This window comes from Flavobacterium seoulense (assembly GCF_000695795.1).
GTDB lineage: Bacteria > Bacteroidota > Bacteroidia > Flavobacteriales > Flavobacteriaceae > Flavobacterium > Flavobacterium seoulense.
This window is the reverse complement of the sequence record NZ_JNCA01000006.1, coordinates 233951-254050: the sequence shown is the minus strand read 5'-3', so window position 1 is coordinate 254050 and position 20100 is coordinate 233951. Positions and strand designations below refer to the sequence as shown.

Genomic DNA, 20100 nt, shown 5'->3' with positions numbered 1-20100 from the left:
AATGAATTACCTTTTACCCTTACTTTCTGTATTATTAGGTTATCTAATTGCATTAATTTTAAAACCAAAAAACAAGAACAATCTTAAATTGTTGTTGGCTTTTAGTGGTTCATTTTTGCTTTCATTAACAGTGATGCATTTATTACCGGAAATCTACGAAGTTCACGAGCATACAGCCGGCGAAAATCACGAAGGGAATTCCGGAATTTTTATCATGCTGGGAATTTTGTTCCAAATTATTCTGGAATTTTTCTCAAAAGGTGCCGAACACGGTCACGTACACGGACATCATAATATGTCGCATATTCCGTGGTTGTTGTTTATCAGTCTTTGTATTCACGCTTTTCTGGAAGGATTTCCTGTGGGACATAATCATGATAATCTAGCCATTGGGATTGCTATTCACCACCTTCCTATTGCTATTATTTTAACGACTTTTTTCATCAATTCGCACCTGAACAAACAGGCAATTTTTGCCTTCATGCTCACTTTTGCACTGATGACACCGTTGGGAACATTCGCTTCTGATTATCTTACCGGCTTAAGCCAATATCATAAAGAAATTACCGCTATTGTTATCGGAATATTATTTCATATTTCCTCAACCATCATTTTTGAAACCAGCGAAGGACACAAATTTAATATTGCCAAAGTTTCGATGATTGTGCTGGGAATTGTCTTAGCTTATTTTTTATAGATTTTAATTTATAAAAGAGTCAAATAATCGAATAACCAAATAAACCTCAACAAAATGACCTTCATAAAAACCACCGAACAATCCTCAAAATACGAACATTTAGAAAAAATGTCCGTTACGGAATTATTGACTAATATCAACAACGAAGACAAAACCGTTCCGCTGGCTGTTGAAAAAGCCTTGCCACAAATTGAAACTTTGGTTAACCAAATCGTTGCCAAAATGAAACTGGGCGGGCGTTTATTTTACATTGGCGCCGGAACTTCGGGACGTTTAGGTGTGGTTGATGCTTCAGAATGTCCTCCTACTTTTGGAGTGCCTTTTGATTTAGTGGTGGGAATAATTGCCGGTGGCGACAAAGCCATTCGTAAAGCGGTAGAAAACGCCGAAGACAATGCAACTCAGGCATGGATTGATTTACAGGAATTCAATATCAATGAGAATGATGTCGTTATTGGAATTGCAGCTTCAGGAACAACTCCTTATGTTATTGGCGGTTTAGAAACCTGTAACAAAAATAACATTATCACAGGAAGTATTTCGTGTAATGCAGGAAGTCCGCTTTCGCAAACGGCACAATTTCCTATTGATGTTGTGGTAGGTCCTGAATTTGTAACGGGAAGTTCGAGAATGAAAGCAGGAACAGCTCAAAAACTAGTTCTGAATATGATTTCGACTGCCACTATGATTCGATTAGGAAAAGTAAAGGGTAACAAAATGGTCGATATGCAATTGAGCAACAGCAAACTCGTAGACCGCGGTACTAAAATGATTATGGGCGAAATTCCTGTAACTTATGAAGAAGCAAATCAATTACTAAAAGAACACGGCAGTGTGCGCAAAGCAGTAGATTTTTTTAATTCTCAGTTATAAGTTATGGGTTATGAGTTATTCGTTACTCCTAACTTCCCACTTCTAACTTTCTACTTCTAACTTCTAACTTTTTAAAATGCCTACAAACAAAGAATTATTGTCTAAAGCCATTCGGTATCTAACAGGTGCTTTGCCTTTATTATTTCTTGGTCCATCGATGATTTATAATGCATTTATGAACCAGCATACTGTATGGCATTATCTGGTTTTAGGAATCGGAATCATTGCCTGTCTGGCGTCAGTATATTTAATTTTCAAAGGATTAAAAACAATAATCAATGCCTTATTCAACGATTAATTTATATCTTTACTAAAAAATCAGATCATGGATATTCAAGCTGAAATAAATTGGATACATAAAGAAATTGACAAAGTAAAAGATCCTACTTTTGTTGAAAAACTAAAACGTCTTTTACTTACTACAAATTCTCCTTCGGATACTGCTACAGATACTGAGTATAACATTGATATTGAAAAAGCATTAGAAAATATCCAAAAAGGAAACTTTCATACTGAAGATCAAGCAAGAGCAATTTCAAAAAAATGGGGAAGAAAATAATTTGGTCTTCTGATGCTTTAGAACAATTAGAAGATATTCATTTTTATATTCTTTTTGAAAGTAAATCCATCAGGATTGCAGATAAAGTAATTGATAAAATTTTCGAAAGCACCCAAATTCTGAAAACCAAACCCGAAATCTATAAGCTCGATTCAAAAAAGAATAACAATGACGGAAGTTTCAGATCCTATTTTGTTTATGATTATATGATTTCGTACCAAATTACTTCTGAAACCATTCAAATTCTTCGAGTTAGACATACGTCAAGAAAACCCAAAAACTTCTAATGGAAGACTTAATTCATATCCAAAAAACCTTTGAAAAAGTAGTTTTTATCAACAAAAAAGTCAGCAATCGCGAGTTTGAAGACTGTGTTTTTAAAAACTGTGATTTTTCTAATAGCGATTTTTCGAATAATACTTTTATGGATTGCGAGTTCATTAATTGCAATCTTTCGATGACAACTCTTAGCGGAACAAGTTTAAAAACGATTCATTTTTCTAACTGCAAATTACTTGGAATTCAGTTTAACAGCTGTGCCGATTTTATGTTTGCTGTTAGTTTCAACAATTGCATTCTGGACTATGCTTCTTTTTCGAATAAAAAAATGCCAAAAACAAAATTCAATTCCTGCTCTATGAAAGAAGTAAGTTTCATTGGAACCACTCTTTCTAATTCGGTTTTTGATAATTGTAATTTGGAGAATGCCGTTTTTAACGATACCCAATTGAAAGAAGTGAATTTCCTTACCGCTTACAATTATAAAATTGATCCCGAATTCAATCCAATGCGAAAAGCTAAATTTTCGATCCAGGGCATTCCAGGACTTTTAGATAAATACGATATTAAAATTCAATAAAATGAAAAAACTAATTTTACTATTGCCTTTAGCATTACTTTTTGCTTCTTGTTATAATGCCGAACATAACTGCAAAGACTTTAAAACCGGAAAATTCCGTTTTGAACATGAAGTGGACGGCGTAAAAAAAGTGACGCTTTTTGAACGTAATGACAGTATCGAAATAGAAACTTTTGAAGGAAAAACAGATACTGCTTCAATACGCTGGGTGAACGACTGCGAATATATTTTGAAAAAACTACATCCAAAAAATATGGCGGAGGAAAAATCAATTAATATGAAAATCTTAACCACATCTGGAAATTCATATACTTTTGAATTTGGAATTGTAGGCTCTGATGTCAAACAAAAAGGAATTGTCGAAAAAATTTCAGATTAACAATAACTCACAACACATAACCATAACTTAATAAATCAAAATGGAAGTATTTTTAAATGCTGATGCCTGGATTGCGCTGTTAACCTTAACATTTCTTGAAATTGTATTAGGAATCGATAATATCATTTTCATCTCGATAGCCACAGGGAAATTACCCGAAGAAAGCCGCAAAAGAGCCACTAAAATTGGGATGTTTTTAGCCATGTTTATGCGTATTCTTCTTCTTTTTGGGATTACTCTTTTAATCGCCATGAAAGAACCTTGGTTTACGTTCAATTTTAGTTGGCTACACGCCGAAGTTTCGGGACAAAGCATCATTCTTTTGTTAGGCGGTTTGTTTTTAATTTACAAAAGCACCAATGAAATAAGGGAAAAAGTAGATCATAAAGGCAAAGAAGAAAAAGAAATAAAAAAATCGGCTGCAAAATCATTTAGCAGTGTGATTGTTCAAATTATCCTGATTGATATTGTTTTTTCATTTGACAGTATTTTAACCGCTGTAGGAATGACTAATGGTGTAGCAGGTGCTTTATACATTATGATTGCTGCAGTTATTATTTCTATTTTAATCATGATGCAATTTGCTGTTCCGGTTGGAACTTTTGTTAATAAACATCCATCAATACAAATTTTAGGATTATCATTTTTAATCTTAATCGGTTTGATGTTAATTACCGAAAGTGCTCATTTATCGAATGCTTTAATCTTAGGAAGTCATGTTACTCCTATTCCAAAAGGTTATTTGTATTTTGCTATATCTTTCTCGTTATTGGTCGAAGTTTTGAATATGAAAGTTTCAAAAAAGAAATAAAATCACAATTTACCAGAATAAAAAGCTCCTTAATTGAGGAGCTTTTTTCGTTATAAAACATAAAAATTAATACATTAGCGTACAATAGAATTTCTTTTGTAAATTGACAAAAAACGTAGCCTAAATATTTTTTTAATGAAAAACACCATTTCGCAACGAGTAGCCGACTTTTTAAAAAACTTCCCTCCTTTTAGCTTTTTAGACAAACATGATATCGAATTACTTTCGGAGCAGGTTTCTATTATTTATAAAGACAAAGGCGTTGTTATTTTTACTGAAAATGAAGAAACGCATGATTCTTTTTATGTGGTCCACAAAGGAGCTGTCGAACTTCTAAAAAATCAAAAAAATGATATTTTAGATATGTGTGATGAAGGCGACATCTTTGGTTTACGCCCATTGATTGCACATGAAAATTATAAAATGGAAGCCAGAACGCATGAAGAAACCATTTTATATTCTATTCCTATAGCTATTTTTAAACCTTATGCGATTAAAAATGCTGATGTAGGCAGTTTCATCATTGATAGTTTTGCTTCGAATACACAAAATCCTTTTTCAAAAAGTCATAGTACAAAATTATATGGCGATGTTTTTAACGGAGAAAATATAGGCGAAATTATCGATACTGATAATAAGATTCTTGACCTCCAGCCTATCAAATATTCGAAAAAAATAATTACTTGTTCGCGAGCTGCTACCGCAAAAGAAATTGCTGCCATCATGACCAAGAAAAACATTGGTGCTATGCTCGTAGTCGAAGATATGTTACCAATAGGAATAATAACCGACAAAGATTTTAGAAATAAAATTATAACCGGAGAACATTCGATCAATACCACTGCCGATGTGATTATGAATTCGCCCGTGATTACTTATTCTAAAAAAATGACTATTACACAGGCGCAAATGGCAATGATGAAAAGCAACATCAGTCATTTATGTCTTACTAAAGATGGAACTCCTAATACTAAAGCAGTGGGAATTTTGTCAAAACACGATGTAATGGTTGCCTTAGGAAATAATCCGGCAGTATTAATCAAAGCATTAAAACGTGTTAAAAAAGCGAAAGCCATAAAACCTATTCGTGCCAAAATAATGCAATTGTTACAAGGTTATTTAAACCAAAATATACCTATTACACTCACTTCTAAAATCATTACAGAGCTGAACGATGCCTGCATAAAAAGAGTAATCGAATTGTCATTGGCAAAAATGAAAACGCCTCCACCTGTTCGATTCTCATGGTTGGCATTAGGAAGTCAGGGACGCAGCGAACAATTATTACACACAGATCAGGATAATGCATTAATTTATGAAGATGTTCCGGCAGAATTACAGGCAAAAACGAGTAAATATTTTCTGGAATTAGCCGCAGAAGTCAACAAAGGACTTTTTGAAATTGGTTATGATTATTGTCCGGCTGAGATGATGGCATCCAACCCAAAATGGTGTTTAAGTTTAAGCCAATGGAAAGAATTAGTTCACGACTGGATTAGTAAACCAGGAAAAGACGAAGTTTTACTTTCGTTCATCTTTTTTGATTACAGCTTGTCTTACGGTGACAGCGAATTGGCAAATGAATTATCGGATTTTATTTTTGAAGATATTGCCGCTAATCCTATTTTCTATGTTCATTTAGTAAGTGGTGCGCTCCAAAGTCCGTCGCCAACAGGATTTTTTAGACAATTTTTAGTCGAACAAGATGGCGCTCACAAAGATTTCTTTGACATAAAAAGACGTGCTTTAATGCCACTGGCTGATGCTGCACGAGTTTTGATAATCTCTCATTCTGTTAAAGGAATTAGCAATACTCCCGAACGATTTGAAAAATTGGCTGAGCTTGAACCTCAAAATAAAGAATTGTATTTGTCCTGCGCTTATTCGTACAAAGCATTACTGAAATTCAGAACGAAACAAGGACTTTTACATCATGATTCGGGACAGTTTATCGAATTAGAAGCGCTTTCAAAATTAGAAAAAGTAAAACTAAAAGCCACATTTAAAACCATTAAAGAATTACAAGAAGTAATTTCGATGCGTTTTAATCCCGGAAAAATAACTATCTAATGACAATAAAAGAAAAAATTATTGAGGCACTTCAAATTCTGGGAATTTTGAAAGAACCTATCGACGAAAAATTAAACCGCTCGATAGCATCCGAACGTTTTGTGGTGTTAGATACAGAAACTACTGGTTTTGATTACGTCACAGATCGTATTCTTTGTATTGGCGCTATCACATTACAAGACGGAACTATCAACTTGCAAAATGCTTTTGAACATTATATGGATCAGGAACATTTTGATAAATCCAGTGTGCAAATACACGGAATCATAAGAAGCGACGTTTTAGATCATAAATCGGAAGTTCAGGTATTGAAGATGTTTGTAGAATATCTTGGCGATTCTATAATTATTGCACATCATACCAAATTTGATGTAACCATGATTAATAATGCGCTCGAAAGAAACGGAATGCCTAAACTTACTAACAAAACTCTGGACACTGCAGTTTTATATAAAAAAACATTAATCAAATCTAATTTATTGCAATACAAAGACCATTACACCTTAGATGACTTAGCTGATAAATTTGATATTTCTAAAAAAGACCGGCATACCGCTATAGGCGATGCTTACATTACAGCAATTGCTTTTTTAAAAATTCTCAAAAAGTTGAAAGAAAAAGAAATAACAATGCTTTATCATCTCTTTAGACTATAAAAAAATGCCCCAAAAAATATCAACTCTTTGGGGCATGTTCTTTTTCGAAGTTTTTTATTCTAAAACTAAGCCTATTTGACCGTCTTCGTCTAGTTGAACATTGGTATCATCAGCATTTAATTCGCCTTTTACTTCTATTTCTTCCGGAATTATTTCTTCCGGAGCTTCATAAGGTAAAGGATCTAATAAATTGACTTGTTTTAATTTTTCTGTCGTCAATTGATTTCCTAAGGCTTTAATTCCTTTTATGGCGATAAATTCTTCCACATCAATATGCAAACTATCCTTTTGTACTCCTTTTACTTTTGGATAAACCAACTGAGCCACCGGACGGTAATCAGTCGATACTATTTCCAACTGAGAATTAGCATGTTCAGTAATAAAAGTTTCCTCCTTGTTTTCAGTTTCTACCAAAAAGCGCTTTAAATAATAACGCTCTTTTTCGCCATCATAATAAATAGCCGAAATAGGTTTTTTAGGAATCCATTTTTCCAGCACAATCATATCTTCCTCAAAATGAGTCGTCAATTCAGGAATTACCACTTTTAATTTCCCTGATTGCTGAATAATTAAAATTTTATCATTGGGTCTGAATTCGCCTAATAATTCTCCTCTGGCATCAACATTTAAACGTTGTACTGTATCATCATACCAAATTTTCCTTGGCAACAAAGTCGAAATTCCTTTCTCTTTAATTTCAATTTTCTTGATAGGATATTTACTTGCCAAATTTCCTTTCGAAGCTCTTCCTTTTATAGCTAAAGCAGCAAAATCGATATCATATTTTAATTTTTTAATCGTTCCTACCTGACGCAAAAGAACTGTAATAACCTCAGCTTCTCCATTAGGATTATGAGTAAAATAAAGAATCTGAGAGCCTTTCGTTCCATTCGTTAAATCATATAATTTGTCTCTGGTTACTCCCGAAACATTAAATCGCTTGATATACGATGGCCCTGATTTTCCATCTCGATACACTACATTATAAATCGTTCGTTTATCACTTTTATCAAAAATAGCAACATGAATAATATCTTTCCCTACAAAGGTTTTGGCATCCACCTTAGTTACCATCATGCTTCCGTCTCTCAGAAAGACAATTACATCATCAATATCTGAACAATCTGTAACATATTCGTCTTTTTTCAAACTCGTTCCTACAAAACCTTCTGCCCGGTCAACATACAATTTGGTATTTCGCAACACTACTTTTGTGGCTTCGATATCATCGAAAATGCGTAATTCTGTTTGGCGTTCACGTCCTTTACCGTATTTCTCTTTTAATTTGGTAAAATAAGCAATTGCAAAATCAGTGATATGTTCTAAATTATATTCTACTTCCTTCATTTCATCTTCTAATTTAGCGATGAAATCATCGGCTTTATCAGAATCAAAACGAGTAATTCGAATCATAGGAATTTGAGTCAGTCGCTGTAAATCTTCATCTGTAATTTCTCTTACGAATGATTTTTTGAAAGGCTCAAAACGATCGTACATGTATTTGAATAAAGATTCTTTATCATGATACAATTTGAAATCAATGTACATTTCTTCCCTGATGAAGATTTTTTCTAAAGTAGAAAAATGCCATTTATTTTTTAATTCCTCTAATTGAATTTCTAATTCCTGTCTTAACAAATCGACTGTTCTATGAGTCGAAATTTTCAACATTTCAGAAACACCAATAAACAATGGTTTGTTATCTTCAATCACACAGCCTAAAGGCGCCACCGAAGTTTCGCAAGCTGTAAAAGCAAACAGCGCATCGATAGTTTTATCAGGAGAAACTCCGGGATAAAGGTGAATTAAAATCTCAACATCGGCAGCGGTGTTGTCTTCAATTTTCTTGATTTTGATTTTCCCTTTATCATTGGCTTTCAAAATACTATCAATCAAAGTTCCGGTATTTGTCGAAAACGGAATTTGGGTAATCGCCAAAGTATTTTTATCAATTTGGGCAATTTTAGCACGCACACGTACACGTCCGCCACGCAGTCCGTCATTGTAATTAGAAACGTCAGCGATACCGGCAGTCATAAAATCAGGATACAGCGTAAACGATTTTCCTTTTAAAATCTTAATCGAAGCATCTATTAATTCATTGAAATTATGAGGTAATACTTTAGTCGAAAGTCCCACAGCAATACCTTCTGCTCCTTGTGCTAAAAGCAACGGAAACTTAACGGGAAGATTATTTGGCTCCGCACGACGACCATCATACGAAACTCCCCAATCGGTAATTTTTGGAGAATACAAAACTTCCAAGGCAAATTTTGACAAACGTGCCTCGATATAACGGGAAGCTGCAGCTCCGTCACCAGTTAAAATATTTCCCCAGTTTCCCTGACAATCAATCAATAAATCTTTTTGCCCTATTTGCACCATCGCATCACCAATACTCGCATCACCGTGCGGATGATACTGCATGGTATGCCCTACAACATTGGCAACTTTATTATAACGTCCGTCATCTAACTCTTTCAAAGAGTGCATAATTCGGCGTTGAACGGGTTTAAATCCGTCCTCGATAGCAGGAACTGCACGTTCTAAAATAACATAAGAAGCATAATCCAGAAACCAGTCTTTGTACATTCCTGTAACCTTGGTAATCGTTTCGCTACCATCTCCTTCTTCTTCATTATCGTAGAAATGTTCTCCTTCAAAATGCTTTACATCTACTATTTCAATCGATTCGTCAGCTTCATCAGCATCCTGATTTTCATCAATAGATTGTTCCTCAGAATTATTTTCTTCGTTGTTTGGAATGATGTTATCGTCTTCTTCGTCTTTCATTTATTCAAATTACGAAATTAATTTTATCAAATCTTCCTTACTAGGAAGTACTGTTTTGTATTTACTGGCAAAAATTTGCTCATTGTTTTCCGGTAAAGTGTATTCTACAACTAAATCACTTTTATTTTGACAAAGTACAATTCCAATGGTTTTGTTTTCATCTTCCAAACGCATTTCTCTATCATAGTAATTGACATACATTTGCATCTGTCCTAAATCCTGATGTTTTAACTCTCCAATTTTTAAATCTATTAAAACAAAACTTTTTAAAATTCGATTATAGAAAACCAAGTCTATTCTAAAATGTTTATCGTCGAAAGTGATTCTCTCCTGACGAGCAACAAACGTAAATCCGTGACCTAATTCTAAAAGAAAATGTTCTAGCTTATTAATAATTTCGGCTTCTAATTCAGTTTCCGAATATTGATGTAATTCAGGCAATCCAAGAAATTCTAAAATATAAGGATCTTTGATAATATCTTTTGGCTTCTCTATAATCTGACCTTCTTCCGAAAGTTTCAAAATACCTTCCTTGTCCCGGCTTAAAGCCAATCTTGTATAAAGTGCCGAATCATATTGCCGTTTTAGTTCACGAACACTCCAATTGTATTTTTCTGATTCTATTTCGTAAAAACGTCTTTCTTTTTCATCGTCAATTCGCATTAGAAAAGAATAGTGCGACCATGTTAATTTGAAAAACGAAATCAGTGACTGCGTTTTTTGAAGTTCAAATTCATCAGTCAGTGACTGGGTTTTGTCAATTTGAGAATTCCGCATCACTGTTGCAGAATTCTTAATTTCTAAAATCCGCAACAGTGTTGCGGATTTTGAATAAATCAAATAAAACTTCCTAATTCTCTCTAAAACAGCAACCGAAAACCCTTTCCCAAACTCCTTAGTCAATTGTTCTGAAAGCCCTTTTAGAATTTGTTTTCCGTATTCGGCGCGGTCTTTTCCGTTTTGCTCTTCTTCAACAATCATTCTTCCAATTTCAAAATAGGTGTAAACCATCGTTGAATTTACCGCACGTAAAACCTGTTGTCGGGCATTTTGCAATAGCTCAACTACTTGCTGGAATAAAATTTTATTTTGAAGATCTTTTGACAATTTTTATGTATTTTTCTTTCACTAAGCTTCCTCAATTGTATCCAATTCTACCTTCAAATTCTTGATAATAAATTCTTGTCGGTCAGGCGTATTTTTTCCCATATAAAAAGATAATAATTGCTCTACCGAAGTATGTTTATCCATCATAACCGGATCTAATCGAATATCTTCTCCAATAAAAAACTGAAACTCATTTGGCGAAATCTCTCCTAATCCCTTGAATCGCGTGATTTCTGGTTTTGGTTTTAATTTTTCTATGGCTGCTTTTCGTTCTTCTTCAGAATAGCAATAAATGGTTTCTTTTTTATTTCGAACCCTAAAAAGAGGTGTTTGCAAGATATATAAATGTCCTTCTTTGATTAATTCAGGGAAAAATTGCAGGAAAAAAGTAATCAGCAATAATCGAATGTGCATTCCGTCGACATCGGCATCGGTTGCAATTACAATGTTGTTGTAACGCAGATTTTCCATATCATCTTCGATATCCAAAGCCGCTTGTAATAAATTGAATTCTTCATTTTCATAAACAATTTTCTTGCTCATTCCGTAAGAATTCAACGGTTTTCCACGCAAACTAAAAACTGCTTGTGTATTTACATCACGCGATTTCGTAATTGATCCGGAAGCTGAATCTCCCTCGGTAATAAAAAGCGTACTTTCTAAATATCTTGGATTTTTCACATCGGGTAAATGCACACGGCAATCACGCAGTTTTTTATTGTGTAAACTGGCTTTTTTAGCTCTGTCTTTGGCTAATTTTCGAATACCTGAAAGTTCCTTACGTTCTCTTTCAGCCTGAAGAATTTTGCGTAGCAGTAAATCAGCAGTTTCTGGATTTTTGTGTAAATAATTATCTAAATTATTTTTGACAAAATCATTGACAAATGTTCGAACTGAAGGCATTCCGGGTTCTGATCCAATTTCTGTAGAACCTAATTTAGTTTTGGTTTGCGATTCAAAAACGGGTTCCATTACCTTGATACTTACCGCACCAACAATGGATTTTCGAATATCTGAAGGTTCAAAACCTTTATTATAAAATTCACGAATTGTTTTTACAATTGCCTCTCTAAAAGCAACTAAATGAGTTCCTCCCTGAGTGGTATTTTGTCCGTTTACAAACGAATGGTATTCTTCACTATATTGCGATTTACTATGAGTCATCGCAATTTCGATATCATCACCTCTTAAATGAATAATATTATATACTTTGTCTTCTTCGGCAATATTCTCGTCTAATAAATCGCGTAATCCGTACTCAGAAAAATATTTTTCGCCGTTGTAAATTATAGTTAAACCGGTATTAAGGTAGCAATAATTTTTAAGCATTTTTACTACATACTCATTACGAAATTTGTAGTTTTTAAAAATTGCTTCGTCCGGAGTAAATGTAACTTTGGTTCCCTTACGTTTGGTAGTTTCTATAATATCTTCTTCCAGAACTAAATTTCCGGCCGAAAACTCAGCTGCTTTTTGTTTTTCTTCTCGTACTGATTCTACACGAAAATGAGTTGATAAAGCATTTACTGCTTTGGTACCAACACCATTTAATCCAACTGATTTTTTAAAAGCTAAGGAATCATATTTCCCTCCGGTATTCATTTTGGAAACAACATCAACCACTTTTCCCAGAGGAATTCCACGTCCGTAATCACGAACAGAAACTGTTTTGTCTCTGATAGTTACCTCGATAGTTTTTCCTGTACCCATGACAAATTCATCGATACAGTTATCAATAACCTCTTTTAATAAAATATAGATACCGTCATCAGGTGAAGAACCATCCCCTAATTTTCCAATATACATACCCGGACGCATACGAATATGCTCTTTCCAGTCGAGTGACCGAATATTATCTTCGGTATATTTACTTTGATCTGACATTAAATTTTGTGGATTTTTTGCTAATATAGCATATCTGGCCCTATTTTAAAAGGGCTTACGACCAAAGTTATCAAAAATGATATTGACAAAGAAATTTTAGAATAAAATCAATACTTCTTGATGCTAAAGTTCAATATTATTAATCAATTCTTTTAATTGGTAATCCAATTCCGTATTTGAAATTCTGCCTTTTTCAATATCAAAATTTTCATTAAAACTTGGTAAAGAAAAAGTAGCTTTAATATCGGCGCCATAACGTGGAAAAGCATTTTTAGCAATTTCCAGTACAGATGCTCCTCCTCTGGCTCCTGGCGAAGTTGCCATTAGTAACATTGGCTTTCCCTGAAAAACTTTTGGTGTGATTCGGGAACACCAATCGAAGATATTTTTAAAAGCAGCCGAAAAATTTCCGTTATTTTCCGCTAATGAAATCACTAATAAATCAGCTGATTCAATTTTAGATAAAAAAGCTTTCGCCAACTCATGCTGACCTATTTCTGCCTCAATATCAACGGTAAATAAAGGCATTTGATAATCATTTAAATCCAATATTTCTACTTCAGCATTTTCGAATAAACTACTAGCATAAATGGCTAATTTTTTATTTATCGATTTTTTACTAGGGCTTGCGCCAAAGGTGATTATTTTCATAAAATCAGTTGTTATTTTATTCTTCTTTTACTTCAAAAATTTCTTTTTTTATCCTAACCGAATAATCATTAGGAGCAATTTCTCCGCCATAAGATTTGGCATACATTTTTGTAAATTCAGCTCCAAAATATAAAATAATTGCCGAATAATAGACCCAGACTAAAATCACAATAACAGATCCTGCTGCACCGTAAACACTGGCTACTGTTGAGTTTCCTAAATAAAATCCAATTCCAAATTTACCTATCATAAAAAGAACCGCTGTACAAGAAGCACCTATAAAAGCGTCTTTCCATTTAATAACTCCGTCAGGAAGTGTTCTAAAAATAATGGCAAAAAGCAATGTAATACTCGCAAAAACAATCAACAAGTTGATAGCATAAAAAAGATAGACTGTACTTTCAGGAAAATAGTATTTAAGCCTAGCATTTAAAACATCTAAAGTAGCGTTCATCATCAAACTGACCAACATTAAAAAACCCACCGAAACAATCATAGAAAATGACATAATCCTGTTTTGAATGAATTTTTTCAAACCTTTATTCGGTTTTGCTTTCAATCCCCAAATAAAATTGATTGAACTTTGAATTTCGACAAAAACCCCTGATGCTCCAATAAGTAACATAACAACCCCAAAAACAGTAACAAACACATTACTATCAGACAATTGAACGTTTTTTATAGCACCTTGAATTTGAATAGCCGCTTCATTACCAACTAATCTGTTAATTTGTCCGTACAATTCTCCGCTTACGGCTTCTTCGCCAAAAAAAACACCGCATATTGTAATAATGATAATCAACAAAGGCGGCAATGCAAAAATGGTATAATAGGATAACGACGCACTTAATTTAATGGCATTATCGTCATTGAATTCGGTAAAAGTATCTTTTAGAAGATTCCAATATTTTAAAAATGTATTTTGAGCTTCCACGGATTTAAAATTTAGTTATACTTTCAAATTTAAGTAACAAGCTTAAATTTTATATTTCGATATTTTTTCAAAAAGTTATCATATTTCCATATTCTGCTACTAAAAAAGTAATTTTTCTAACTTTCCAAAACTTTAAAATATTCAAAAAGCCTCATATTTAATTCTCTAGGATTAAACGGTTTAACGATATATTCATTAAAACCAACATCTTTTCTTCCGTCTAAGAAATCGTCTGATGCTGCTGCTGTTAAAGCTACAATAGGAATCGAAGTATTTTTTTCTCTTATAATTTTTGTGGCTTCATAACCATCCATTATTGGCATTGATAAATCCATCAATATAATATCATATGGATTGGAATTAAACTTTTCGATAGCAACCTGACCATTCTCAGCAACATCTATATCCACTTCCCATTGATTAATAATTTTAGAAGCTATTTTAACGTTGATTACATTATCTTCAACCAAAAGCAATTTTAATCCTTTCATATTTTTGACTTCGTAATCATTATCGTAAATTCCGTTATTCATATTTTGTGTTTTATTATCAATTGGTACCTGTAAAATGAAACTAAAATTAGATCCTTTTCCTATTTCGCTTTCTAAATGAATGTCTGATCCCAGTAATTGAAGCAGTTTTTTAGTGATAACTAATCCTAAACCTGTTCCGCCAAATTCTCTGGAAGTTTTAGTTTCAGCCTGAGCAAATTTTTCGAAAATCAAATTGAATTTAGTAATATCAATCCCAATTCCGCTATCCTGAACCTGAATTTTAAAAGTTGAAATTCCATCAACTACTGAAATTTGATCAACCTGAATTTTAATAATTCCGTTTTTTGTAAACTTTGTGGCATTTGAAACCAAATTATTCATAATCTGGCTCAATCGCAAGGGATCACTAATGATATTTGGAACAAAATTATCATCAAATTGAACTTCAATTTTGTTCAAATTTTCAGAAGCTTTCAGTTCAGATGATTTACCTATTTGATTGATAAAATCCTTGAAATTAAAAGCTATTTTTTCAATCGTAATTTTCCCGGCTTCAATTTTACTGAAATCCAGAATATTATTAATTAGCAGAAATAAATTATTAGAAGAATACTTTAATACATCAATATTTTCACGAAAACTCTCTATCGTCCCTTCTTTTTCCATAATGTAAATAAGTCCGATAATCGCATTGAGAGGTGTCCTTATTTCATGGCTCATTATAGATAAAAAATCTGATTTGGCTTCGTTAGCCTTTTCGGCAGCAGCTTTTGCTAATAAAAGTTGGTCCTGATATATTTTTTTAAACCGAATTTCTTCATTCAATAAATCAATTAGTCCCAAAATATCTTTTTCACTAACCAATTGAATATCGACACCACTCAAGGTATAAATCGAATCAATAATCTGTTTTTGATACAGTTCTTTCTGAGCTAATTCTTTTTTAACCTTATTATTAATCTCCATAAACTCCTTATCATTGAGTTTTGCAGACTGCTCAAATAATTCAGCATCTTTTTCGTAATTAAGATAAGTTTGATTAACCGCATTAATAAAATCCTTTAACTGACTATTATTTTCAATAATTTCATCAGATAAAAACTTAGTTATTTGCCTCTTAAGGTTTCTGTTTAAGTGAGAAGTATACATAATTAATCTTCTGAAATTATGGTTATTGTCATGGTCTGATTATGGAGTTCACAAGACACATTTTCTAATGTGGGCGATATTTCTCCGTAAGAATAAAAACCTCCTATTACCGTATTTTTATCAAGTAAATCTTTAACAACTTCGATCTCTTCCTCTATCCGGTTTCCTAACACAATTTTTCGCCCAACACAACTTACCATTAAAGCAAATTGCGGATTATTAGATTCCCGAATTGCAATTTTCGAAGCAGCATCATAAGAGGCTTCGATAAGTTTATCCAGATTTCCTTTCATGAATCTAACAAAAGAACCTTCGGGAATATTTCCGGCAAAAGTCATCGACTTTTTTTCTTCGTCAATTGCTAATATTGTGCGAACCACTGGTTTAGCATCGGCAGTTTCTTTCATCGAAAGAGGAAAATATAACGAAGATCCTGGTAATTCGTCAGCATATTTACCTAAATATTCTTTGTATAAATCTAAAGCTAATTTATCGCCAATTTTATATAAAACATTTTTATCTGACGAAGTAACTTCTCTTTCAGGACCAAAATCAGTCCAGCCACCTTTAGAACCAAAACCGAAATGAATGTTATTTCCGTAAAAACCAATAGCACCAATTTTACCTTGTTTAGGTTCGGAGTTTAAGCCTACAATTGTTTTTTCGAAATTGAATTCGTCGCCTGCTAATCCGCCAAAAATAGGAATCTGAGCATTAGTTTGCCTGATTAATTCGTTAATTAATTCGGTTCCGTTTACAAAACTGCCTTCGGATAAAATCAAAATTGATTTTAAATCATCTGCAAACAAATTCTGCTTTATCTTTTGTCCTAAAACGATAATATCATCTTCTAAAATATCAACTTCAATTGCTTTTAAATTCGTTTTTTCGAATTCTAAAGCCGTCACAACTACATTTTTATCTTCGACTAAAGTAGTATTCGAAATTTGTCCCGCAGTTGAACAAATTACCACAACAGCATTAGGATACTGATTTTTAATAATGGAATAATATGAAGATTCCTCAAGAGTAGTACGCTCAGCAAAAGCTAAAACTAAATTTGCTTGGTTATTTTCAAAACCTTCTGTAACAATTATAGGATCGACAGTAGTAGCGCCTACAAACAATACTTGCTGAATTTTCATAATGTAGGTTATTTAACATGATTTTGGCTTATAAATTTAAACAAAAAAACATTCGCTAAAACAAAAGACCTGTAAATAAAAATCTACAGGTCTTTTTTAAATCTAAAAATTAATTTTATTTACACATTAAAGCGGAAATGCATTACGTCACCATCTTTAACTACATATTCTTTTCCTTCTACTTTGAATTTACCAGCTTCTTTTGCTTTTGCTTCTGAACCGTAAGTAACATAATCATCATACGAAATCACTTCGGCACGGATGAATCCTTTTTCAAAATCAGTATGAATAACTCCAGCCGCCTGAGGTGCAGTTGCTCCAATATTGATTGTCCAGGCACGAACTTCTTTTACACCAGCCGTAAAATAAGTTTGTTGCTTTAATAATTTATAAGCTGCGCGAATTAAAACAGAAGCTCCAGGCTCTTCAAGTCCCATATCTTCTAAGAAAACCTGACGCTCTTCATAACTTTCTAATTCAGTAATATCAGCCTCAGCTCCTACCGAAAGAATAATAACTTCGGCATCTTCGTCTTTTACTAATTCACGAACCTGATCTACATATTTATTTCCGTTTACTGCTGAATTTTCATCCACATTACACACATATAAAACCGGTTTTGCTGTAATTAATTGGAAATTTTCAAACAAAACTTCTTCGTCATTACTTTGAGGAACAACAGTACGGGCTGATTTTGCCTGCAATAAAGCATCTTTAATTCTATCCAAAAGCGCTTTTTCTGTTTGCGCTTCTTTATTTCCTGTTTTAGCAGCACGATTTACTTTTTCCAAACGTTTTTCAACAGTTTCTAAATCTTTTAACTGCAATTCGATATCGATAGTTTCTTTGTCACGAATAGGATTTACGTTTCCGTCAACATGCACAATATTATCATTGTCAAAACAACGCAATACGTGAATAATCGCATTACATTCTCTAATATTTCCTAAGAATTGATTTCCAAGTCCTTCTCCCTTACTTGCACCTTTTACTAAACCCGCAATATCAACAATCTCAACCGTTGCCATTTGAACACGCTCCGGTTTTACTAATTCTTCTAATATATTAATACGAGGATCCGGTACATTTACCACACCAATATTAGGTTCGATAGTACAAAATGGAAAGTTTGCACTTTGCGCCTTCGCATTAGACAAACAATTAAATAAAGTTGATTTACCTACATTTGGTAATCCTACAATTCCTGCTTTCATGATCGTATTGTTTACAGCTTGCTTTTTTTAGCTAAGCGCGTTTGGGTTTTGATTTTAAAAGTTGCAAATATAATATATAAAATGCTATAGATAGCATAATTAGTACATTAATAAGAAGCAGCTTTTTTCGGCATTTTTACAGAACAGAATTTCGCTTTAAAGCAAAAAAAATCCTAAACAATTGCTTAGGATTTTCTTTAAATTGAAATTAAAAATAGTAACTATTCATCATGTAAGAAAGCTTGTCTATTCAACAAAGTTTCTTCATCTTCTACATAATTTTCATCAGGCACACAACAATCTACAGGACATACAGCAGCACATTGAGGTTCATCATGGAATCCTTTACACTCTGTACATTTTCCTGGAACGATATAATATACCTCATCAGAAATTGGAGTTTGCGCTTCATCAGCATCCACTTCAGTTCCATCAGGAAGTACTATTGTACCGCTTAATTTTGTACCGTCTTTATATCTCCAATCGTCAGCTCCTTCATAGATAGCTGTGTTTGGGCATTCTGGTTCACATGCACCACAGTTGATACATTCGTCTGTTATGATAATTGCCATTTTATTCTGTGTTAGAGTTTTTTTAAAAGTAAAAATCCTGGTCGTCAAAACATTTGACATAAGACTTTTGACTTTCGACTTATTAAATCTTACTTTTGTGCAAAATTACAATCAAAACATTTCATAAACAAACATTATGACATTAGAAAACAAAAAAAATGTGTTTATCGAATTAGGAAAATTTTTAAGTCAATTTTCTGAAGCCAAAAACCATCAAAAAGAAGATGTGCAGGGCAATGCTGTTTTTTTTGATTCTTTTGTTGATTTGATTCAGCTTTCACAATCACACAATGGCTGGTACACTCCTGAACAAGTGTATTATGCGGTTGAATCCTGGGCAAATGCTTTAACCAGAGAAAATCTTGACACCTGGTTAGCTGCTTATAATTTTTCTAATGTAAAACCTAAAAAAGTAGCTTTAATATTAGCAGGAAATATTCCGCTTGTTGGTTTTCATGATTTCCTGTCAGTTTTGATTACCGGACACGATGTTTTAGTAAAAACCTCTTCAAATGATCAGCATTTACTACCTTTTTTAGCTAAATATTTAATTCATATTGCTCCGGAACTAGCCAGTAAAATCACTTTTATCGAAGGAAAATTAGAAAATTTCGATGCTGTAATTGCTACTGGAAGTAATAACACAGCGCGTTATTTTGAATACTATTTTAAAGACAAGCCTTCAATTATTCGAAAAAGCCGAAATTCTATTGCTATTTTAAATGGCGAGGAAACCAAAGAAGATTTAATTGCTTTAGGCGAAGATATTTTTAGGTATTTTGGCCTAGGTTGTCGCAATGTTTCGAAGATTTTTGTTCCAAAAGATTACAAATTTGATTCTTTTTTTGAAGCTATTTTCGAATATCAGGACATTATTAAATATGAAAAGTACGCTAATAATTACGATTATAACAAGGCGGTTTTCCTGATGAGTAATTTTAAATTACTAGACAATGGTTTTTTAACCATAAAAGAAGACAGCAGCTATGCTTCGCCAATTTCCAGCGTATTTTATGAATTTTACGAAAACCTTTCGGATTTAGAAAAAAAATTAGAAACCGAAGCAGAACAAATTCAATGCATTGTGAGCAATAATTTAGTAAAAAACAGTGTCGCCTTTGGACAAACCCAACAGCCAAAATTATGGGATTATGCGGATAATATTGATACTATATCGTTTTTGTTAATAACATAGAAAAATTTTTAATAATTATTATGAATATTTTAATGCTTATTCGAGTGCTATTACCGAA

General features: G+C 33.1%; 20 protein-coding genes. 11 read left to right on the top strand and 9 right to left on the bottom strand.

The window, feature by feature from the left end; translation table 11 throughout:
• Nucleotide 1: 1 nt before the first annotated feature.
• The 10 genes from FEM21_RS04110 to FEM21_RS04065 all read left to right on the top strand — a co-directional run bounded on the left by FEM21_RS04110 (nucleotide 2) and on the right by FEM21_RS04065 (nucleotide 6904).
• On the top strand, nucleotides 2-697 hold the full coding sequence (locus tag FEM21_RS04110; RefSeq protein WP_035658103.1) for a ZIP family metal transporter: 696 nt from the start codon (nucleotides 2-4) through the stop codon (nucleotides 695-697).
• A gap of 54 nt (nucleotides 698-751) precedes the next feature.
• Nucleotides 752-1570: an N-acetylmuramic acid 6-phosphate etherase gene (murQ, locus tag FEM21_RS04105; protein WP_035658096.1), complete on the top strand. Its 819-nt coding sequence runs from the start codon at nucleotides 752-754 to the stop codon at nucleotides 1568-1570.
• A 76-nt stretch (nucleotides 1571-1646) separates the two neighbouring features.
• A complete protein-coding gene (locus FEM21_RS04100; protein WP_035658095.1) occupies nucleotides 1647-1868 on the top strand; it encodes a DUF6095 family protein in 222 nt (73 codons plus the stop codon).
• 27 nt (nucleotides 1869-1895) lie between these two features.
• Nucleotides 1896-2129 (top strand): hypothetical protein, encoded by a 234-nt coding sequence (locus FEM21_RS04095; protein ID WP_035658094.1) that lies wholly within the window; start codon nucleotides 1896-1898, stop codon nucleotides 2127-2129.
• Nucleotides 2114-2416, top strand: coding sequence for a type II toxin-antitoxin system RelE/ParE family toxin (locus FEM21_RS04090; RefSeq protein WP_035658088.1), 303 nt, complete (start codon nucleotides 2114-2116; stop codon nucleotides 2414-2416). Before FEM21_RS04095 ends, FEM21_RS04090 begins: the two co-directional genes overlap by 16 nt.
• Nucleotides 2416-2988: a pentapeptide repeat-containing protein gene (locus FEM21_RS04085; RefSeq protein ID WP_035658085.1), complete on the top strand. Its 573-nt coding sequence runs from the start codon at nucleotides 2416-2418 to the stop codon at nucleotides 2986-2988. Before FEM21_RS04090 ends, FEM21_RS04085 begins: the two co-directional genes overlap by 1 nt.
• A 1-nt stretch (nucleotide 2989) precedes the next feature.
• Complete coding sequence (locus FEM21_RS04080) at nucleotides 2990-3367, top strand: hypothetical protein (RefSeq protein WP_035658083.1); 378 nt, start codon at nucleotides 2990-2992, stop codon at nucleotides 3365-3367.
• A 40-nt stretch (nucleotides 3368-3407) separates the two neighbouring features.
• The gene (locus FEM21_RS04075; protein ID WP_035658080.1) at nucleotides 3408-4178 is read left to right on the top strand and encodes a TerC family protein; all 771 of its coding nucleotides are present in this window, start codon (nucleotides 3408-3410) and stop codon (nucleotides 4176-4178) included.
• Nucleotides 4179-4313: 135 nt separating this feature from the next.
• Nucleotides 4314-6248 carry a DUF294 nucleotidyltransferase-like domain-containing protein gene (locus tag FEM21_RS04070; protein WP_035658078.1) on the top strand — a complete coding sequence of 645 codons (1935 nt, stop codon included), beginning with the start codon at nucleotides 4314-4316 and terminating at the stop codon, nucleotides 6246-6248.
• Complete coding sequence (locus FEM21_RS04065; RefSeq protein ID WP_081824630.1) at nucleotides 6248-6904, top strand: 3'-5' exonuclease; 657 nt, start codon at nucleotides 6248-6250, stop codon at nucleotides 6902-6904. Before FEM21_RS04070 ends, FEM21_RS04065 begins: the two co-directional genes overlap by 1 nt.
• A 54-nt stretch (nucleotides 6905-6958) precedes the next feature.
• Here the strand turns inward: FEM21_RS04065 and FEM21_RS04060 are convergent, their stop codons facing one another.
• From FEM21_RS04060 to FEM21_RS04020, 9 genes are all read right to left on the bottom strand, one after another.
• The gene (locus FEM21_RS04060) at nucleotides 6959-9697 is read right to left on the bottom strand and encodes a DNA gyrase/topoisomerase IV subunit A (protein WP_035658076.1); all 2739 of its coding nucleotides are present in this window, start codon (nucleotides 9695-9697) and stop codon (nucleotides 6959-6961) included.
• A gap of 9 nt (nucleotides 9698-9706) precedes the next feature.
• Complete coding sequence (locus FEM21_RS04055; RefSeq protein ID WP_035658073.1) at nucleotides 9707-10804, bottom strand: PDDEXK nuclease domain-containing protein; 1098 nt, start codon at nucleotides 10802-10804, stop codon at nucleotides 9707-9709.
• 21 nt (nucleotides 10805-10825) lie between these two features.
• Complete coding sequence (locus FEM21_RS04050) at nucleotides 10826-12688, bottom strand: DNA topoisomerase IV subunit B (protein WP_035658071.1); 1863 nt, start codon at nucleotides 12686-12688, stop codon at nucleotides 10826-10828.
• A gap of 123 nt (nucleotides 12689-12811) precedes the next feature.
• Nucleotides 12812-13339, bottom strand: coding sequence for an NADPH-dependent FMN reductase (locus FEM21_RS04045; protein ID WP_035658069.1), 528 nt, complete (start codon nucleotides 13337-13339; stop codon nucleotides 12812-12814).
• Between the two features lie 16 nt (nucleotides 13340-13355).
• A complete protein-coding gene (locus FEM21_RS04040) occupies nucleotides 13356-14273 on the bottom strand; it encodes a YihY/virulence factor BrkB family protein (protein ID WP_035658067.1) in 918 nt (305 codons plus the stop codon).
• 116 nt (nucleotides 14274-14389) lie between these two features.
• Complete coding sequence (locus tag FEM21_RS04035; protein WP_035658064.1) at nucleotides 14390-15916, bottom strand: response regulator; 1527 nt, start codon at nucleotides 15914-15916, stop codon at nucleotides 14390-14392.
• A 2-nt stretch (nucleotides 15917-15918) separates the two neighbouring features.
• The gene (locus tag FEM21_RS04030) at nucleotides 15919-17061 is read right to left on the bottom strand and encodes an FIST signal transduction protein (protein WP_035658062.1); all 1143 of its coding nucleotides are present in this window, start codon (nucleotides 17059-17061) and stop codon (nucleotides 15919-15921) included.
• 119 nt (nucleotides 17062-17180) lie between these two features.
• Entirely contained in the window at nucleotides 17181-18275 is a 1095-nt protein-coding gene (gene ychF / locus FEM21_RS04025; RefSeq protein ID WP_035658060.1) for a redox-regulated ATPase YchF, read from the bottom strand.
• A 221-nt stretch (nucleotides 18276-18496) separates the two neighbouring features.
• Nucleotides 18497-18907: a 4Fe-4S binding protein gene (locus FEM21_RS04020; protein WP_316930336.1), complete on the bottom strand. Its 411-nt coding sequence runs from the start codon at nucleotides 18905-18907 to the stop codon at nucleotides 18497-18499.
• A gap of 76 nt (nucleotides 18908-18983) precedes the next feature.
• Between FEM21_RS04020 and FEM21_RS04015 the strand changes: the two genes are divergently transcribed.
• Nucleotides 18984-20042, top strand: coding sequence for an acyl-CoA reductase (locus FEM21_RS04015; protein WP_035658056.1), 1059 nt, complete (start codon nucleotides 18984-18986; stop codon nucleotides 20040-20042).
• The last annotated feature ends 58 nt before the right edge of the window (nucleotides 20043-20100 follow it).

What these genes read in the sequence shown, in the direction of transcription:
- FEM21_RS04110 (WP_035658103.1), top strand. Translation starts at nt 2, where the DNA reads ATGAATTACCTTTTACCCTTACTTTCTGTATTATTAGGTTATCTAATT.
- murQ (WP_035658096.1), top strand. Translation starts at nt 752, where the DNA reads ATGACCTTCATAAAAACCACCGAACAATCCTCAAAATACGAACATTTA.
- FEM21_RS04100 (WP_035658095.1), top strand. Translation starts at nt 1,647, where the DNA reads ATGCCTACAAACAAAGAATTATTGTCTAAAGCCATTCGGTATCTAACA.
- FEM21_RS04095 (WP_035658094.1), top strand. Translation starts at nt 1,896, where the DNA reads ATGGATATTCAAGCTGAAATAAATTGGATACATAAAGAAATTGACAAA.
- FEM21_RS04090 (WP_035658088.1), top strand. Translation starts at nt 2,114, where the DNA reads ATGGGGAAGAAAATAATTTGGTCTTCTGATGCTTTAGAACAATTAGAA.
- FEM21_RS04085 (WP_035658085.1), top strand. Translation starts at nt 2,416, where the DNA reads ATGGAAGACTTAATTCATATCCAAAAAACCTTTGAAAAAGTAGTTTTT.
- FEM21_RS04080 (WP_035658083.1), top strand. Translation starts at nt 2,990, where the DNA reads ATGAAAAAACTAATTTTACTATTGCCTTTAGCATTACTTTTTGCTTCT.
- FEM21_RS04075 (WP_035658080.1), top strand. Translation starts at nt 3,408, where the DNA reads ATGGAAGTATTTTTAAATGCTGATGCCTGGATTGCGCTGTTAACCTTA.
- FEM21_RS04070 (WP_035658078.1), top strand. Translation starts at nt 4,314, where the DNA reads ATGAAAAACACCATTTCGCAACGAGTAGCCGACTTTTTAAAAAACTTC.
- FEM21_RS04065 (WP_081824630.1), top strand. Translation starts at nt 6,248, where the DNA reads ATGACAATAAAAGAAAAAATTATTGAGGCACTTCAAATTCTGGGAATT.
- FEM21_RS04060 (WP_035658076.1), bottom strand. Translation starts at nt 9,697, where the DNA reads ATGAAAGACGAAGAAGACGATAACATCATTCCAAACAACGAAGAAAAT.
- FEM21_RS04050 (WP_035658071.1), bottom strand. Translation starts at nt 12,688, where the DNA reads ATGTCAGATCAAAGTAAATATACCGAAGATAATATTCGGTCACTCGAC.
- FEM21_RS04045 (WP_035658069.1), bottom strand. Translation starts at nt 13,339, where the DNA reads ATGAAAATAATCACCTTTGGCGCAAGCCCTAGTAAAAAATCGATAAAT.
- FEM21_RS04035 (WP_035658064.1), bottom strand. Translation starts at nt 15,916, where the DNA reads ATGTATACTTCTCACTTAAACAGAAACCTTAAGAGGCAAATAACTAAG.
- FEM21_RS04030 (WP_035658062.1), bottom strand. Translation starts at nt 17,061, where the DNA reads ATGAAAATTCAGCAAGTATTGTTTGTAGGCGCTACTACTGTCGATCCT.
- ychF (WP_035658060.1), bottom strand. Translation starts at nt 18,275, where the DNA reads ATGAAAGCAGGAATTGTAGGATTACCAAATGTAGGTAAATCAACTTTA.
- FEM21_RS04020 (WP_316930336.1), bottom strand. Translation starts at nt 18,907, where the DNA reads ATGTCAAATGTTTTGACGACCAGGATTTTTACTTTTAAAAAAACTCTA.
- FEM21_RS04015 (WP_035658056.1), top strand. Translation starts at nt 18,984, where the DNA reads ATGACATTAGAAAACAAAAAAAATGTGTTTATCGAATTAGGAAAATTT.